The organism is Microbacterium sp. AB (assembly GCF_032878875.1).
Taxonomy (GTDB): domain Bacteria; phylum Actinomycetota; class Actinomycetes; order Actinomycetales; family Microbacteriaceae; genus Microbacterium; species Microbacterium betulae.
Genome location: NZ_CP118157.1, coordinates 962,820 through 977,957 on the forward strand (window position 1 = coordinate 962,820; position 15,138 = coordinate 977,957).

The 15,138-nt window shown below is 71.6% G+C and carries 14 protein-coding genes and 2 pseudogenes; 12 read left to right on the forward strand and 4 right to left on the reverse strand.

The features are described from left to right. The first annotated feature begins 72 nt into the window (after positions 1-72). Positions 73-1,746 carry a sensor histidine kinase gene (locus N8K70_RS04625; RefSeq protein ID WP_317140442.1) on the forward strand — a complete coding sequence of 558 codons (1,674 nt, stop codon included), beginning with the start codon at positions 73-75 and terminating at the stop codon, positions 1,744-1,746. After that, positions 1,743-2,387: a response regulator gene (locus N8K70_RS04630; protein WP_317140443.1), complete on the forward strand. Its 645-nt coding sequence runs from the start codon at positions 1,743-1,745 to the stop codon at positions 2,385-2,387. Before N8K70_RS04625 ends, N8K70_RS04630 begins: the two co-directional genes overlap by 4 nt. Positions 2,388-2,519: 132 nt before the next feature. Here the strand turns inward: N8K70_RS04630 and N8K70_RS04635 are convergent. The 3 genes and pseudogenes from N8K70_RS04635 to N8K70_RS04645 form a co-directional block, all read right to left on the reverse strand. Beyond that, positions 2,520-2,867: pseudogene (locus N8K70_RS04635) on the reverse strand (integrase core domain-containing protein); the annotation flags it as partial. A gap of 4 nt (positions 2,868-2,871) precedes the next feature. Then, the gene (locus N8K70_RS04640) at positions 2,872-4,221 is read right to left on the reverse strand and encodes an IS30 family transposase (protein WP_449406848.1); all 1,350 of its coding nucleotides are present in this window, start codon (positions 4,219-4,221) and stop codon (positions 2,872-2,874) included. A gap of 140 nt (positions 4,222-4,361) precedes the next feature. Next, positions 4,362-4,547: pseudogene (locus N8K70_RS04645) on the reverse strand (DDE-type integrase/transposase/recombinase); the annotation flags it as partial. Positions 4,548-4,900: 353 nt separating this feature from the next. On the opposite strand from N8K70_RS04645, the gene N8K70_RS04650 reads away from it, so the two are divergent. Next, positions 4,901-5,314, forward strand: a complete 414-nt coding sequence (locus N8K70_RS04650) for a bleomycin resistance protein (RefSeq protein WP_317140444.1) — start codon at positions 4,901-4,903, stop codon at positions 5,312-5,314. 23 nt (positions 5,315-5,337) lie between these two features. Here the strand turns inward: N8K70_RS04650 and bcp are convergent, their stop codons facing one another. Beyond that, on the reverse strand, positions 5,338-5,811 hold the full coding sequence (gene bcp, locus N8K70_RS04655) for a thioredoxin-dependent thiol peroxidase (protein WP_317140445.1): 474 nt from the start codon (positions 5,809-5,811) through the stop codon (positions 5,338-5,340). 264 nt (positions 5,812-6,075) lie between these two features. Here bcp and N8K70_RS04660 point away from each other — a divergent pair, with 264 nt between their 5' ends. The 9 genes from N8K70_RS04660 to N8K70_RS04700 all read left to right on the forward strand — a co-directional run bounded on the left by N8K70_RS04660 (position 6,076) and on the right by N8K70_RS04700 (position 15,134). Then, positions 6,076-7,170 (forward strand): MSMEG_0568 family radical SAM protein, encoded by a 1,095-nt coding sequence (locus N8K70_RS04660; protein WP_317140446.1) that lies wholly within the window; start codon positions 6,076-6,078, stop codon positions 7,168-7,170. Between the two features lies 1 nt (position 7,171). Continuing rightward, entirely contained in the window at positions 7,172-8,575 is a 1,404-nt protein-coding gene (locus N8K70_RS04665; RefSeq protein ID WP_317140447.1) for an MSMEG_0567/sll0787 family protein, read from the forward strand. Between the two features lie 103 nt (positions 8,576-8,678). Further along, positions 8,679-9,206, forward strand: coding sequence for an MSMEG_0572/Sll0783 family nitrogen starvation response protein (locus tag N8K70_RS04670; protein ID WP_317140448.1), 528 nt, complete (start codon positions 8,679-8,681; stop codon positions 9,204-9,206). A gap of 8 nt (positions 9,207-9,214) precedes the next feature. Beyond that, positions 9,215-10,117 (forward strand): carbon-nitrogen hydrolase family protein, encoded by a 903-nt coding sequence (locus N8K70_RS04675; protein ID WP_317140449.1) that lies wholly within the window; start codon positions 9,215-9,217, stop codon positions 10,115-10,117. After that, positions 10,110-10,409, forward strand: coding sequence for an MSMEG_0570 family nitrogen starvation response protein (locus tag N8K70_RS04680; RefSeq protein WP_317140450.1), 300 nt, complete (start codon positions 10,110-10,112; stop codon positions 10,407-10,409). Before N8K70_RS04675 ends, N8K70_RS04680 begins: the two co-directional genes overlap by 8 nt. Next, the gene (locus N8K70_RS04685; protein WP_317140451.1) at positions 10,406-11,665 is read left to right on the forward strand and encodes an MSMEG_0569 family flavin-dependent oxidoreductase; all 1,260 of its coding nucleotides are present in this window, start codon (positions 10,406-10,408) and stop codon (positions 11,663-11,665) included. The genes N8K70_RS04680 and N8K70_RS04685 overlap by 4 nt, the downstream gene beginning before the upstream one ends. A 28-nt stretch (positions 11,666-11,693) precedes the next feature. Then, entirely contained in the window at positions 11,694-12,551 is an 858-nt protein-coding gene (locus tag N8K70_RS04690; protein WP_317140452.1) for a carbon-nitrogen hydrolase family protein, read from the forward strand. 50 nt (positions 12,552-12,601) lie between these two features. Continuing rightward, positions 12,602-13,741 carry an MSMEG_0565 family glycosyltransferase gene (locus N8K70_RS04695; RefSeq protein WP_317140453.1) on the forward strand — a complete coding sequence of 380 codons (1,140 nt, stop codon included), beginning with the start codon at positions 12,602-12,604 and terminating at the stop codon, positions 13,739-13,741. Beyond that, positions 13,710-15,134 (forward strand): AMP-binding protein, encoded by a 1,425-nt coding sequence (locus N8K70_RS04700; RefSeq protein ID WP_317140454.1) that lies wholly within the window; start codon positions 13,710-13,712, stop codon positions 15,132-15,134. Before N8K70_RS04695 ends, N8K70_RS04700 begins: the two co-directional genes overlap by 32 nt. Positions 15,135-15,138 lie beyond the last annotated feature (4 nt).

Here is a 15,138-nt window from a genome sequence, read left to right on the forward strand (position 1 = left end):
TTGGGGGAGGATCTGCGCGTTGGCCTGATTCTGCGCATTCTGCTCATGTGTCCCCGCGGTCATACTCTTCGTATGCGCTTCACCACGCGCGTCTTCGCGATGCAGCTGATCGCCGCGGCGGTCGTCGTCGCCGTCTGCGTGGCGGCCTTCGCCGTCCTGGGTCTTCGTCAGCTGCGCGACGAGGCGGAGTCGACGGCCCTCGCGATCGCGCGGACGGTCGCGAGCGACCCGCAGGTCCGCGAGCAGGTCGCGGCGTACTCGGGTCGCACCGATCTGGATCCGGGCACGCTCGCGGGGCAGCCCCTGCAGGAGTACGCCACGGGCATCGTCGACCGCACGGGGGCGCTCTTCGTCGTCGTGGCGAACGACCACGGCCTGCGGCTGGCGCATCCGGACGCGTCTCTCCTGGGCGCCGAGGTCAGCACGGAGTATGCCGCCGTTCTCGCGGGCGAGGAGGTCGTCGCCTGGGAGGAGGGCACGCTGGGCGACTCGGTGCGCGCGAAGGTCCCTGTGCGGGCGGCCGGTGCGCAGACGGTCGTCGGCGAGGTGAGCGTCGGCCTCGCCCCGGCCCGGGTGTTCGCGGATGTGCCGTTGATGTCCGCGCTCCTCGCCGGGGTCGCTCTCGTGGCTCTGGTGCTCGCCGCCCTCGTGTCGTCCCTCATCCGACGTCGGCTCGAACGGCTGACGCGCGGCGTGCAGCCGGAGGAGCTCGGCACGCTCCTGCAGAGCCACGCCGCGGTGCTCGAGGGCGTGCACGACGGCGTCATCGCGGTGTCGCTCGACGGCGTCGTGCGCGCCGTCAACCGCGCCGCGGCCGCTGCGGTCGGGATCGACGGCGCGGCCGGTCGCTCGCTCGACGAGCTCTCGCTTCCGCCGAGACTGCGGGCGGTGATCGCGCGTTCGCTGCAGGGTGCGCCGTTCGCGGAGGGGGAGCTCGTCCTGAGCGATCGAGTCGTGTACGTCGAGGTGCGGCGCGTCCGGCACGGCGACGACGTGCTCGGCGTGGTCGCCGTGCTCCGCGACCGGACGGACGTCGTGGCGATGGTGGAGCGGCTCGACGCCGTCCGTGCGGCGACCAACGCCCTGCGCGCGCAGCGACACGAGTTCGCGAACCGGATGCATGCCGTGAGCGGCATGATCGCTGCGGGACGTGTGCCCGAGGTGCAGGACCTGCTGGCGGGGCTCGCCGTCCGGGGCGCGTTGCCCGAGGAGGCGGACGTGGTCGTGGACGAGCCGTTCCTGCGCTCCTTCCTCGTGGCCAAGCGCATCGAGGCGCGCGAGCGCGGCGTCGACCTGCGGGTCGGAGACGACACGTTCCTCGTGGGCGTCGTCGCGGAGCCCGAGGACGTCGCGGCCGTCCTCGGCAATCTCGTCGACAACGCCGTGACCGCGGCCGCCGCGGGCGGAGAGCCCCGCTGGGCGGAGGTGTCGCTGCTCGACGACGGGGACGAGCTCGCGCTCACGGTGACCGACTCCGGCGCCGGCGTCGACGACCCCGAGCACGTCTTCGAGCGGGCGCGCGCCGCCGAGGAGGACGAATCGGCCCGCGTGCACGGGCGGGGAATCGGCCTGCCGCTCGCGCGGAGGTTCACCCGGCGCCGCGGAGGCGAGCTCTGGCTCGCCGAGGCGAACGGCGAAGGACACGGCGCGGTGTTCGCGGCGCGGCTCCCCGGCGTGATGAAGGTCCGAGGAGCGCCGGTCGACGAGGATGGGACAGCGCGCCGAGGGGAGGGGGATGCGACATGACGGACGACATCAGGGTGCTCATCGTCGACGACGACTTCCGTGTGAGCGGCATCCATCGCGACCTCGTGGCCTCCCGCCCCGGGTTCGAGCCGCTTCCTCCCGTGCGGGACGCCGCATCCGCGCGCACCGCCATCCGCGAGATGCAGCCCGACCTGCTGCTGCTCGACGTGTACCTGCCGGACGGTGACGGCATCGAGGTCGGACGGGAGGCCGGGATCGACCGCTTCGTGCTGAGTGCGGCCGACGACGTCGCGACCATCCGCCGGGCGATCGCCTCGGGAGCGCTGCACTACCTCGTCAAGCCCTTCGCCGCGCGGGACCTGCGGGACCGGCTCGACCGCTACGCGCGGTTCCGCAACCTGCTGGCGGCGGGAAGCGCGACGCAGGCGACCATCGATCGCGCTGTCGGGCTGCTGCACGGGGGAGCGGCGCCGCCTCCGGCGCGTGCGGGCACGCAGCAGCTCATCCTCGACGCGCTCGCCGAGGGGGAGGCGTCGAGCGTCGAGCTCGCCGAGCGCATCGGGGTCTCCCGCGCGACCGCACAGAGGCATCTGGCGGAGCTCGCCGCCCGTGGCGCGGTCGAGGTCGCCCTGCGGTACGGCACGGCCGGGCGCCCGGAGCACCGTTACCGCGTCGGGTGAGAGGTTCTCGGGAGGCTCGTCGCGGTCGCGCACCGCGGCGAGGTCTCCTGAGACGCGGGTAACGAAGATCCCACTGTCCCTGGACTCCCATCGAAACGATGTTGAAGCGCCCCGGGTTTTGTGGAGGCTCGGTTAGTTGGTTTCGGCCCCGGCGGGGACGTGTTTTCGAGCGTATTCGACCGCGGGCTGAGGTGCCCAGTAGGTGGCCTCGGCTTCGGCGGGTGGGACGAGCTCGATCTCGCCGTGGAGGCGACGGTGATTGAACCAGTCGACGTATTCCGCGACGGCGATCTCGACGTCGCGGATAGACGCCCAGCCGCCCTTGGGTCGCATGACGGGGTTGCGGATGCACTCGGCCTTGAACAGCGAGTTGAACGCCTCAGCGAGGGCATTGTCGTAGCTGTCGCCTTTGGAACCCGCGGAGGCGACGGCTTCTGCTGCGGCGAGGCGTTCGGTGTAGCGGATCGCTCGATACTGGGCGGGTTCAACCGGTCGTTGCAACACCGGGTTGTTGAAGTGAGCGTAGCTGCTCCTCGAACACTTCGGCGGGGGTGCGCCAGTCGAGGCTCTTGCGGGGCCTGTTGTTCAGCGCGAGGGCGACTGCTTCGAGGTCCTCGGCGGACCATCGTGAGAGGTCCGTGCCCTTCGGGAAGTACTGACGCAGCAGCCCGTTGGTGTTCTCGTTCGTCGGCCGCTGCCAGGGCGAGTGGGGGTCGGCGAAGAACAGCTTCGTGCCCGTCTCGAGCGCGAACTGGGCATGCGCGGAGAGTTCCTTGCCTCGATCCCAAGTGAGGGTCTTGCGGAGCTGTTCGGGAAGCTTCGTCATCGACGCGATGAGAGCGGCGTTCATCGCGACGGCGCCATAGCCGCCCAGCGCGGGCCCGTTCTTCACGGGCGGCGTCTCGCCATAGCCTTCAAGGCGCGGCAGATGCACCAACAGAGTCGAGCGGCTCTTGCGCTCGACGATCGTGCCGATCGCGGACCGGCCCGTGCCGATGATCAGATCGCCCTCCCAATGCCCCGGGACGGCGCGGTCCGCGGCCTCCGCAGGACGTTCGGAGAACACGACATCCGCAGTGACATGCCCTTGCGGGCGGTTCTGCGCTCGAGCCCGTGGCCGTCGTAGCGCGCGGCCAGTTCGCAGGCAGGTGACGAGCTCGCGCCCCAGTGCTCCACGGCCCTGGATGAACAACGACTGGTAGATCGCCTCGTGGCTGATGCGCATGGACTCATCATCCGGGAAGTCGACCTTCAGCCGGTGCGAGATCTGCTCCGGACTCCACGCAGTCGCCCACCGCCGATCTTGCCGATGCGGCTTGTTCAACCCCTTCCACGCAGGCGGCTCAGGCCCGACGACGATGCTGCCATCGGGTCGGCGGACGTTGCCAGCGAGGCGCTCCTGAACGTACTCGCGCAGCTTGTCGTTGGTCGCGAGCCTCACCATCTTTGGGCGCTTCGCCGCCTGCTGCGCCTTCCACTGCGCCACCAACGCCCGATACTCCGGCTTCCCGCCCCGGGTGGCCGCGTTGCGACGCAGTTCGCGGGAGACCGTCCCCGGGTCGCGGCCGATGCTGCGAGCGATCTCACGCACCCCGACCTGCTTGGCGCGCAGTATCGCGATCTCCTCACGCTCCTCGAATGACAGGTAGCGGCCGGTGGGCTCGGCAAGCGAGATCGGTGGCATGCCCCCAGCGTGGCGAAACCAGCGGGCTCCGACCGGGACGGACACGCCCACCTTCAGCGCCGCCTCGGCCGAGTTGATGCCCGTCGCAACCAGACGCCAGAACTGCCGCTGCACCGCCCGCGAGGGCTCAGGCCGCCCAGGCGAGCACATCGGCGGACGCAACGCCCTGTCCGCACGCCACTGTCGCCGAGCCCCCTCAGGAACCTCGCTCGTCTTCGCAGACCAGTACTTCGTCGCCACCGCTGAACACCTCCACGATCGAGGTGTTGCGACAACCAGTTGAATCAGCCCTGGACTCCGCGGTCCGAGTGGTGGATCAGACCGGTGACGTCTTGCCCGGTGCGTTGCCGCTGCCAGAGGCCCATATCGAGGGCGTCCAGGGCAAGGTCGGTGCGCATGTTCGTGGAGGTCTGCCAGCCCACCACGCGACGAGAGAACACGTCGATCACGAACGCGGCGTAGACCCAGCCGGCGTGGTGCGGATGTAAGTCAGGTCTGTTGTGCTGGTGGCATCTACACCACCTCGAACGCTGCGGCTGGGACATCACGATGCGTCATGGCACGCCCTACGTCGCCGCACCGGGATGGGTCGACCGCCGACGCGTCTCCAGGGGCGCTCCCACCTCTCGGACGCGACTCCGATGAGAGCCGCCTACCAGGGGTGCTCGGGCGGGCGCCGGCCGGCGGCAGGCGTCGATGCCGAGCTCGCGGCGCAGGCGAGGACCGGCCCGTCGTCCTCGACGGTTGTCGTGCGGATGGCACCTGGTCGACGGTCGTCGTGCTCGCTCTCGTGCGCCGTGCGGCGCGACGTGCGTGAGAGCATGGGCGGGTGAGTTCCGCCGAAGGCCCGGCTCTCGTCCCCGAGCTGCTCGTCGCAGACGTCGAGAAGAGCGTCGATTTCTGGTGTGGCCTCTGCGGCTTCGCGATCGACTATCGGCGCGAGGAGGAAGGGTTCGCCTCCATCTCGTCCGGCTCGGCGCATGTGATGCTCGAGCAGCAGGGCGTTGGACGAAACTGGATCACGGCCTCTCTGGAGCGCCCGTTGGGCCGTGGGATCAACCTGCAGATCACCGTCCCGGACGTGGCGCCGATCCTGTCGTCATTGCGCGAAGTCGGCTATCCGCTCTTCCTGGAGCCGGAGACGAAGCTCTACCGCACCGATCGTGGCGATGTCGGCGTACGACAGTTCCTCGTCGCCGATCCCGACGGGTACCTCATCAGGTTTCAAGCCGCGCTCGGCTGATCCCGTGCGGGCGCCGGCCTGCGTCAGGCGTCGATGCCGAGTTCGCGCCGGAGACGAGCCACATGGCCCGTGGCCTTGACGTTGTAGAGCGCCTTCACGACGACGCCCTCCTCGTCGAGCACGAGCGTCGAGCGGATGACGCCCTCGATCACCTTGCCGTAGTTCTTCTTCTCGCCCCACACGCCGTAGGCGCGGTGCACGGCGGTGTCCGGGTCGCTCAGCAGCGTGAACGTCAGGCCGTCGCGCTCGCGGAACGTCGCGAGCTTCGCGGGCTCGTCCCGCGAGACGCCGAGCACGGTGTAGCCGGCGGCGGCGAGCGAGGAGATGCTGTCGCGGAAGTCGCAGGCCTGCGTCGTGCAGCCGGGCGTCATCGCCGCAGGGTAGAAGTACAGGACGACCTTCCCGCCGCGCAGGTCGGAGAGCGAGACGCTCTCGCCGTCCTGGTCGAGGAGCGTGAAGTCGGGAGCGACGGAACCGGGTTCGAGGCGTGAAGTCATAGCCGTCCCAGCCTACCGATCGCCTCGTGTCTGAAGGGGCTGGATCTGAGCCCGCCCCGACATCGCCCCCCGGGTGCGCCGGCAACAGACCCGAAACATGCTGTTAGCGCACTAATAATTAGGGCTCAATAATCTTTCTGCATGACGTCGACTCCTGTCATCGCCGAGACGCGCGGGCCGCACGAAACAGGATCTTCTCTCCGCGAAACAGAAAGGAAGTCTGGTCGTAGCCAATCCGAAACACGATCTCCGTCTACTGGAGGCATGACACCCGCCATCCCCCTCGCAGCCGACAGCCCGGAACGCGTCTCCACCCGGGTGAACATCGCTCTTCTCGGCGTCCGCAGCGACGCTCCCGTCCGCCGCACGGGCGGTGCCGGCCCGAGCGACGACGGCCACTTCGTCGTGGACGGCGACGGGGCGGCCATCCCGCTCAATCCCGACAGCCCCTACGTCGTCACCAGTCGCGGGCGTCTGACCCTCGACGGCGCAGACCTCGGGCTCGACGTGTCTCCCGTGATCCGCCCACGCTTCTACGACCTCGTCACGGCCGACGGGGTCTCGTACGACAAGATCGCGAAGCTGCACGGCAAGGACGTGCTGGCCACCACCGTGGTGCAGACCTGCGTGCGCTACGACGAGAGCGAGCGCTGCCGCTTCTGCGCGATCGAGGCCTCGCTCGACGCGGGGACGACGGTCGCCGTGAAGACCCCCGCGATGCTCGCCGAGGTCGCAGAGGCCGCGGTGCGGCTGGACGGCGTGACGCAGATGGTCATGACGACGGGCACCTCGAACGGATGGGACCGAGGCGCCAAGCACCTCGCGCGCTGCGTGAAGGCGGTCAAGGCCGCGGCGCCGGGGCTCGGCGTCCAGGTGCAGTGCGAGCCGCCGGCCGACCTGCGGGCGATCGCAGATCTGTACGAGGCCGGAGCGCGCTCGATCGGCATCCACGTCGAGTCGATGGACGACGAGGTCCGCCGGCGCTGGATGCCCGGCAAGTCGCGCGTGAGCATGGACGACTACCGGTCGGCGTGGCGCGAGGCGGTGCGCGTCTTCGGCTGGAACCAGGTGTCGACCTATCTCATCGTCGGGATGGGGGAGGACCCGGACGAGCTCGTGGAGGGCGCGCGCGAGCTCATCGAGATGGGCGTGTACCCGTTCGTCGTCCCGTTCCGCCCGCTCAAGGGCACCCTCGCCACGGATGTCGATCACGTGCCCGCACCGCACCGGGCGGTCCTGAACCGCGTCACCGGTCGCGTCGCCGCGCTGCTCCAGGCGGCGGGCATGCGCGGCGAGGACCAGAGCGCGGGTTGCGCCGCCTGCGGCGCGTGCAGCGTCTTGAAGACGGCGGGGGCGTGACGTGTTCGAGGTCCCGGCGCTGACCGGGCCTCCGCGGCGGGCGCGCGTCGCCGTCTGGAGCGTCGTACGGGCCGATCGTGCGCAGGCGGACGCCTACCGCGCGATCCGGCGCGAGGTGTTCGTCGCCGAGCAGGGGATCTTCGCGTCCGACGACCGCGACCGCATCGACGACGACCCGCGGACGATCGTGCTCGTCGCGGTCGGCGACGACGGCGACGTCCTGGGCGGTGTCCGGCTGTCTCCCGCCGTGGAAGGACGCGACATCGGCTGGTGGACGGGCAGCCGGCTCGTCGTGCGGCGCGGGGCGCGGCACGCGGGCGGGATCGGATCGGCCCTCGTGCGCCGCGCATGCGCCGAGGCGCTCGATCGCGGCGTGCTGCGCTTCGAGGCGAACGTGCAGGAGCGCAACGCGCCGCTCTTCCGTCACCTCGGCTGGGTCCCGTGGGGGAGCGCCGACATCGAGGGCGTGCCGCACGTGCGCATGCGATGGCCCATCGACCGCATCGGCTCGCTCGTCACGGCGACGAAGCAGCCCCTCGGCGACCTTCTCCTCGGCCTCAGGGGCGATTCGCCATCCGCCCTCGGCGGACACGGCTACGTCGGCGACGACGGCGCCCCGGTGCCGGGCAGCGACCTGGTCGCGGCGTGCGACGCCATCCTCCCGGCGCTCATTGAGCGCGATCCGGAATGGGCCGGATGGTGCGGGGTCCTCGTGAACGTCAACGACCTCGCGGCGATGGGGGCGGATCCCACGGGCCTGCTCGACGCGGTCGCCGCTCCCACCGCCTCCCTGGTGCGCCGCATCCTGGCGGGCGTGCGCAGCGCGGCGCAGGCCTGGGGCGTCCCCGTCCTCGGCGGGCACACCCAGCTCGGCTCCCCCTCGGCGCTCGCCGTGACGGCCCTCGGCCGGACGCGCCATCCCGTGCCCGGCGGGGGCGGCAGGCCCGGAGACGCGCTGAGCCTGACCGTCGACGTGACCGGTCGATGGCGGCGAGGGTTCGAGGGGCGCCAGTGGGACAGCACCTCCGCGCGCACCGGCGCGGAGCTGCGGCATCTCGGCGCGCTCGTGCGCGAAGCCCGGCCCGCCGCCGCGAAGGACGTCAGCATGGCGGGGATCGTCGGCACCGCCGCGATGCTCGCCGAGTCGTCCGGGACGGGCGCCGTCGTCGAGGTCGGCGCGATCCCCGCGCCCGCCGAGGCGTCCTTCGGCGACTGGCTCACATGCTTCCCGGGCTTCGGGATGCTCACCGCCGATGCGCCGGGCCGATCGCGCATGTCGGGCCCCCACGCCGAGACCGCCGCGATCGGTGCGCTCACGCCGGGCTCCGGCGTGACGCTGCGATGGCCCGATGGCGTCGAGACGGACGCCGCCGGGCAGGCGACCGGTCTCGGGGCGGTGACGTAACGCAGTCTCTTTCCGAACGAAACCATCACGAAACATCCGGCGGTGACGCTGGAGACACGCTCCACCTCCTCCGACCCAGGCCCCACCGACAGAAGGAACGGTCATGACCGACGACATCGACGCCCAGATCGCCGAGAACATCGCCACGTCCCTCGGCGAGATCCCCCACCCGTCCCTCCCGCAGGGCAGCAACATCTACGGCTCGACCAAGCTCTTCCCCGACTTCCAGGCGGAGGACGGCGAGACGTACTTCACGCTCGTCCACGGCATCCCGCACGAGTCGTCCGTGAGCTTCGTCGCGATCCTGCAGGCCACGCGCGCGCTGCGGAAGGGGTTCGAGTCGGCGATCTATTTCTACGGCCCCGGCACGCTCGCCGTCAGCGCGAACCGCGGGTTCCCGACGACGGGCGACTCGGGCTTCCCCGGCGAGCTCAACACGAACGCGTCGCTCGAGACCTTCATCAAGGAGGGCGGGACGGTCTACGCCTGCCGCTTCGGGCTGGCGCTCCACGGCATCCGCGAGGAGGACCTCATCGCGGGCGTCATCCCCGCCCATCCCCTCGACGTCCAGGACGCCCTCATCTACTACGCGCGCAAGGGCGCGATCATCAACTCCACCTACAACCTCTGAGGCTCCCGATGTCCGTCACCGTCGCATCCGTCTCGGCCAACTTCACCCGGGACCTGGAGCAGAACTACGCGCTCATCGCACAGCTTCTCGACGACGCGCGCGATCGGGGCACGGAGCTCGTCGCCTTCCCCGAGGCCGCTATCGGCGGCTACCTGTCGTCGCTCGGCAACCACGGCGACACCGTCAAGAGCACCCGGCGGTCGCTCCCTCCCGCCATCCGGCTCGACGGCCCGGAGATCGCCCGGGTCCAGGAGCTCGCGGGCGACACCGTCGTCACGATCGGGTTCTGCGAGCTCGACGACGACGGCGAGACGCGCTACAACGCCGCGGTGTGCCTCGACGGCGGGACCGTCTACGGCTCGTACCGGAAGGTGCACCAGCCCCTCGGCGAGAACATGTCGTACTCGGCGGGCTCCGAGTACCGCGCGTTCGACACCCCCGTCGGCCGCCTCGGCATGCAGATCTGCTACGACAAGGCCTTCCCCGAGGCGGCGCGGATGCTCGCCCTCGACGGCGCGGAGATCGTCGTGAGCATGTCGGCCTGGCCCGCGGCGCGCACCGCGACGGCCGAGGATCTGCAGGACGACCGCTGGACGTACCGGTTCAACCAGTTCGACATCGCCCGCGCCCTCGACAACCAGGTGTTCTGGATCGCCTCGAACCAGTCGGGGACGTTCGGCTCCCTGCGCTACGTCGGCAACGCGAAGGTCGTCGACCCGGGCGGGAACGTCCTCGCGACGACGCTGCTCGGCGCGGGGCTCGCGGTGGCGGAGATCGACGTCGACGAGACGTTCCGGGCCATGCGCGGCGGCATGTTCCACCTGCGCGATCGCCGTCCCGACGTCTACGGGGCGATCGCCGAGGCCGATGCCCGGCACGTCAACGGATGGCGGGAGCTCGCCCATGCCTGAGATGACGTTCGCCGTGCGGTGGCCGGACGGCCGGGAGACGTCGCACTACTCTCCGAGCCTCGTCGTGCACGACTACCTCGAGACCGGCGGCCGCTACCCGGTCTCCGACTTCGTCTCGCGGTCGAGCGAGGCGCTCCGCGTCGCGAGCGAGCGGGTGCGGGCGACCTTCGGCTTCGCGTGCACCTCCGCCGCGCATTCCGAGGAGACCATCGCCGCCGCGGCCGCGGCGTACGACGACGGCGACGTCGAGGTGCTCCGGATGGAGCCCGCCCTGCCGCAAGGAGCATCATGATCCCCGTCACGCTCGACGAGAACGCCCATTTCGAGGCCGTCGTCGTCGGCGGCGGGCAGGCGGGCCTCTCCGTCAGCCGTCACCTCCTGGAGCACGGCGTGTCGCACGTCGTCATCGAGCGGGACTCGGTGGCGCACGAATGGCGGGACGGGCGGTGGGACGCCTTCACCCTCGTCACGCCGAACTGGCACTGCCGCCTTCCGGGATACGCCTACGACGGCGACGACCCGGACGGCTTCATGACGCGCGACGAGGTCTACGCGTGGGTGCGCCGGTACGCCGACACGTTCGACGCGTCCGTCGCGGAGGGCGTCTCCGTGCAGCGGGTCTCGCAGCGGGTCGGCGGGGGCTTCGTCGTGGAGACGAGCGCGGGGACGATCACGGCGGACACCGTCACCTCGGCGACGGGCGGATACCACGTGCCCGTCGTGCCCGGCTGGGCGGCGCGGATCCCGGAGCGCGTCCGCCAGGTGCACTCGCACCGCTACCGCAACGCGGGGGAGCTGCCCGACGGCCCCGTGCTCGTCGTCGGCTCCGGGCAGTCGGGGACGCAGATCGCGGAGGACCTCCTCCTCGCGGGCCGCGAGGTGCACCTCGCGCTCGGCAGGGCGCCGCGCGTGGCACGCTTCTACCGCGGGAAGGACTGCATGACCTGGCTCGCGGAGATGGGCGTGTACGACGTGCCCGTCTCGACGAGGGGACTGGCCAAACGCGAGTCGACGAACCACTACGTCACGGGCCGCGACGGCGGGCGCGACATCGACCTGCGGAGCTTCGCGCTGCGCGGCATGGCCCTCTACGGCCGCGCCGTGGGGCTCGACGGCGGGACGGTGCGCTTCGACGACTCCCTCGCGGCGGACCTCGACCACGCGGACTCCGTGGCGGAGTCGATCAAGGACGACATCGACGCGTACATCGCGCGCTCCGGGATCGACGCCCCCGCGGAGGAGCGGTACACGCCGGTGTGGACGCCGGCCGACGTCCCGCGGTCGCTCGACCTCGACCGTGTCGGGAGCATCGTGTGGGCGATCGGGTTCCGGGCCGACTGGTCGTGGCTGGGGGACCTCGACGTCCTCGACGCCGAGGGCCATCCCGCGCACGAGAGGGGGCGGACGAGCGTCCCGGGCTTCCAGCTCGTCGGCCTGCCGTGGCTGCACACCTGGGGATCGGGCCGCTTCCACGCGATCGCCGAGGACGCCGAGCACGTGGCGGGGCTCGTCGCCGGTCGCGTGCGAGAGAGGGCGGGGGCCGCGTGAGCGTGCGCCCTGCCTCTACCCTGGGGGAATGGTCTCCGTGACGCTGGCCGCCGTCGCCGCCCACTTCGGACGCGATGTGAATCGCACGCTCGCGAAGCTCCCCGGCGTCGTCGGCCAGGCGCGCGAGCGCGGCGTCGACCTGCTCGTGCTCCCCGATGCGACGATCGGCGGCTACCTCCTCGACCTGCACCACCCGGTCGAGGAGGGCGACGGCTTCCCGCACTCCGTCGATCTGGACGGCCCCGAGGTGAGGGCGGTCGTGGAGCTCGCGGGCGACATGACGGTGTGCTTCGGCATCGCCGAGCGCGCCGTCGTCGACGGCGTCGAGGTCCGCTACAACACGGCCGTCTGCGTGACGGGCGACGGCATCCTGGGGACGCATCGCAAGGTGCATCTCCCGCTCGGGGAGTCCGAGGTCTACCGGGCGGGAGACGAGTTCCGCGCGTTCGACACCCCCGTCGGGCGGATCGGGATGCTCATCGACTTCGACAAGACCTTCCCGGAGTCCGCGCGCTCCCTTGCCCTCGACGGCGCGGAGGTCATCGCCTGCCTGAGCGCCTGGCCCGCGAGCGTCACCGATCGCTCCGACCGCATCCGCAACGACCGTCAGGCGCACCTGTTCGACCTCTACGACTGCGCCCGCGCGGCCGAGAACCAGGTCTACGTCGTCTCGGCGAACCAGACCGGCGTGCTCGGCGGGCTGCGCTTCCTCGGGCAGGCGAAGGTCGTCGATCCCGCAGGCGAGATCATCGCCAAGACGTGGGCCAAGGGCGGTCTCGCCGTGGTCGAGGCCGACGTGTCGGCCACCATCGCACGAGCGCGCCGCTCGCTCGACCACATCCATCAGCGTGCCGAGCACGCCTACCGCTTCACGGCGACCGCCTGATCCGACCGTCCGCTCGCGATCGGCGCCGCCTCCCACGACAAGGAGCGCGCATGCGCATCGCGCAGGTCACGTACTCGACGAAGCCCCGGGGCGGCGTCGTCCACACCCTCGCCCTCGCCGAGACGCTCGCACGACGAGGGCACGAGGTCGAGGTGTGGACGCTCGGCCGCGGCGACGACACGGCGTTCTTCCGTGACGTGGACCCTCTTGTCGACGTGCGCGTGGTGCCTTTCGCGCACCGGGACGGGGAGGACGTGGGTGATCGCATCGAGCGGTCCATAGCGGTGATGGCCGGAGCGTTCGAGACGACGGCCGACATCGTCCACGCGCAGGACTGCATCTCGGCCAACGCCGTGGTCGACAGCGGCGCGTCGTGCGTCCGGACGATCCACCACCTGGACGCGTTCACGACGCCGAGGCTTGTGGAGTGCCACGAGAGGGCGATCACCGAGCCGGTCGCCCGCCTGTGCGTCTCCCGCGCGGTCGCCGCCGAGGTCGACGCCGCGTACGGGCTCTCGCCGTCGGTGATCCCCAACGGCGTCGACGCGTCGCGCTTCGCGGCGGCGGCGGGCCCCGACGGCGCGGCCGCGCGCGAGCGCTGGCTCGGCGACCTCGGCGACTACGCGCTCGCACTCGGCGGCATCGAGCCGCGCAAGGGATCGATCGACCTGCTGGAGGGATACGCCCTCGTCCGCGAGCGGCATCCCGGTCTCCGGCTCGTGTTCGGCGGAGGGGAGACGCTGTTCGACTACCGGCCCTACCGTGAGCGGTTCGAGGAGCGCGCCGGGGAGCTCGGCGTCGAGCCGATCGTCCTCGGGACGCTGCGCGACGACGACGTGCCGTCGCTCGTCGCGGCGGCGCGCGTGCTGGGGTTCGTCTCGACGAAGGAGGGCTTCGGGCTCGCGGCGATGGAGGCGCTCGCCGCGGGCGTCCCCGTCGTCGCGCGATCGCTGCCCGTGGTGCAGGAGGTCTTCGGCGGCGCCGTCGCCTACGCGACCGATCCCGGGGACATCGCGGAGCGCATCGGCGAGGTCCTCCGGGGGCGTGCGCCGGATCCGGCCGCGGGCAGGGCGCTGGCCGCGAGACACACCTGGGAGGCTGCGGCCGAGAAGCACGAGAGGTTCTACGACGCGGTTCGCGACGGGGGAGGCGACGGCGGTGCGGCGATCGATCTCGCGGATCCTCGCTGACCGTGCCGCCGAGGCGCCCGACGAGGTCGTCGTCGCGGACGACGACGGCGCGCTCACGGCGGCGCAGCTGGACGAGGCGGCCACGCGGCTGGCCCACGCGCTCGTCCGGGAAGGGGTGCGACGCGACGACCTCGTGACCGTGACGCTCCCCAACGGGCGGGACTTCGTCGTGGCATGCGCCGCGATCTGGCGCGCGGGCGCGACGCCTCAGCCGGCCTCGCGCGCCCTGAGCGCCGAGGAGAGGGCCGCGCTGGAGGCGACCGCCCGCCCCGCCGCGGCGATCGGACGACGGCCGGAGACGCCGGGGATCGCGTGGTTCCCGGGCGTCGCCGCACCGCCGGCGGCGGGCGCCCTCCCCGATCTCGCCGCGTCGTCGTGGAAGGCGCCCGCCACCTCCGGCTCGACCGGACGTCCGAAGATCGTGATGGCGTCGGGCCCCGCACTGCTCGACCCGACGAGGCCCGTCGCCGCGTTCCTGCCCGTGCGCGCCGTGCAGCTCGTCGCCGGCCCCCTGACGCACTCGGCGACCTTCACGTACGCGTTCCGCGGTCTGCTCACGGGGCACCGCCTCGTCGTGCTGCCCGCCTTCGACGAGCACCGCTGGATCGACGCGGTCGAGCGGCACGGCGTGACGTGGGCGCTCGTCGTGCCGACCATGATGCACCGTCTGCTCCGGCTGCCCTCGGGCGAACGCGCGCCGGAGCGCGTGCGGACGATCGAGTCGGTGCTGCACATGGGGGCGCCGTGCGCCCCCGGCCTCAAGCGCGCGTTCCTCGACTGGCTCGGCCCGGAGCGGGTCGTGGAGGTGTACGCGGGCAGCGAGTCGAACGGGCTGACCATGATCCGCGGCGACGAGTGGATCGGGCATCCCGGGAGCGTCGGCCGGCCCGTCGGGGGCACGGAGCTCCAGATCCGCCGCGCGGACGGAACGCGCGCGCGGCCCGGGGAGGAGGGGGAGGTGTGGATGCGTCGGGGCGCGGAGCCGGCCTACCGCTATCTCGGGGCGCCGTCGCGGCGCGACGACGACGGATGGGACACGCTGGGAGACGTGGGTCTCCTCGACGAAGAGGGCTATCTGCATCTCCTGGACCGCGTCGACGACGTCATCAACCGCGGAGGGGAGAAGGTCTATCCCGTCGAGATCGAGAGCGCGATCGAGCGTCATCCCCTCGTGCGCGGCGCGGTGGCGTTCGGCGTGCCCGACGCCGAATGGGGCGAGCGCATCGCCACGGTCGTGGATGTCGCCGACGCTGCCGTCGGCCCCGGCGAGCTCGAGGCCTGGATGCGGGAGCGTCTCGGTGCGCGTGCGCCCGAGAGCGTTCGCGTCGTCCACGAGCCCGTGCGCGACGACGCGGGCAAGACGTCCCGCGCCCGATGGCGTTCGCGCCTCTGATCGG

Coding starts and splice junctions, on each gene's coding strand:
- N8K70_RS04685 (WP_317140451.1), top strand. CDS start 10,406: ATGATCCCCGTCACGCTCGACGAGAACGCCCATTTCGAGGCCGTCGTC.
- N8K70_RS04625 (WP_317140442.1), top strand. CDS start 73: ATGCGCTTCACCACGCGCGTCTTCGCGATGCAGCTGATCGCCGCGGCG.
- N8K70_RS04640 (WP_449406848.1), bottom strand. CDS start 4,221: ATGTGCTCGCCTGGGCGGCCTGAGCCCTCGCGGGCGGTGCAGCGGCAG.
- N8K70_RS04690 (WP_317140452.1), top strand. CDS start 11,694: ATGGTCTCCGTGACGCTGGCCGCCGTCGCCGCCCACTTCGGACGCGAT.
- N8K70_RS04680 (WP_317140450.1), top strand. CDS start 10,110: ATGCCTGAGATGACGTTCGCCGTGCGGTGGCCGGACGGCCGGGAGACG.
- N8K70_RS04670 (WP_317140448.1), top strand. CDS start 8,679: ATGACCGACGACATCGACGCCCAGATCGCCGAGAACATCGCCACGTCC.
- N8K70_RS04660 (WP_317140446.1), top strand. CDS start 6,076: ATGACACCCGCCATCCCCCTCGCAGCCGACAGCCCGGAACGCGTCTCC.
- N8K70_RS04630 (WP_317140443.1), top strand. CDS start 1,743: ATGACGGACGACATCAGGGTGCTCATCGTCGACGACGACTTCCGTGTG.
- N8K70_RS04675 (WP_317140449.1), top strand. CDS start 9,215: ATGTCCGTCACCGTCGCATCCGTCTCGGCCAACTTCACCCGGGACCTG.
- bcp (WP_317140445.1), bottom strand. CDS start 5,811: ATGACTTCACGCCTCGAACCCGGTTCCGTCGCTCCCGACTTCACGCTC.
- N8K70_RS04695 (WP_317140453.1), top strand. CDS start 12,602: ATGCGCATCGCGCAGGTCACGTACTCGACGAAGCCCCGGGGCGGCGTC.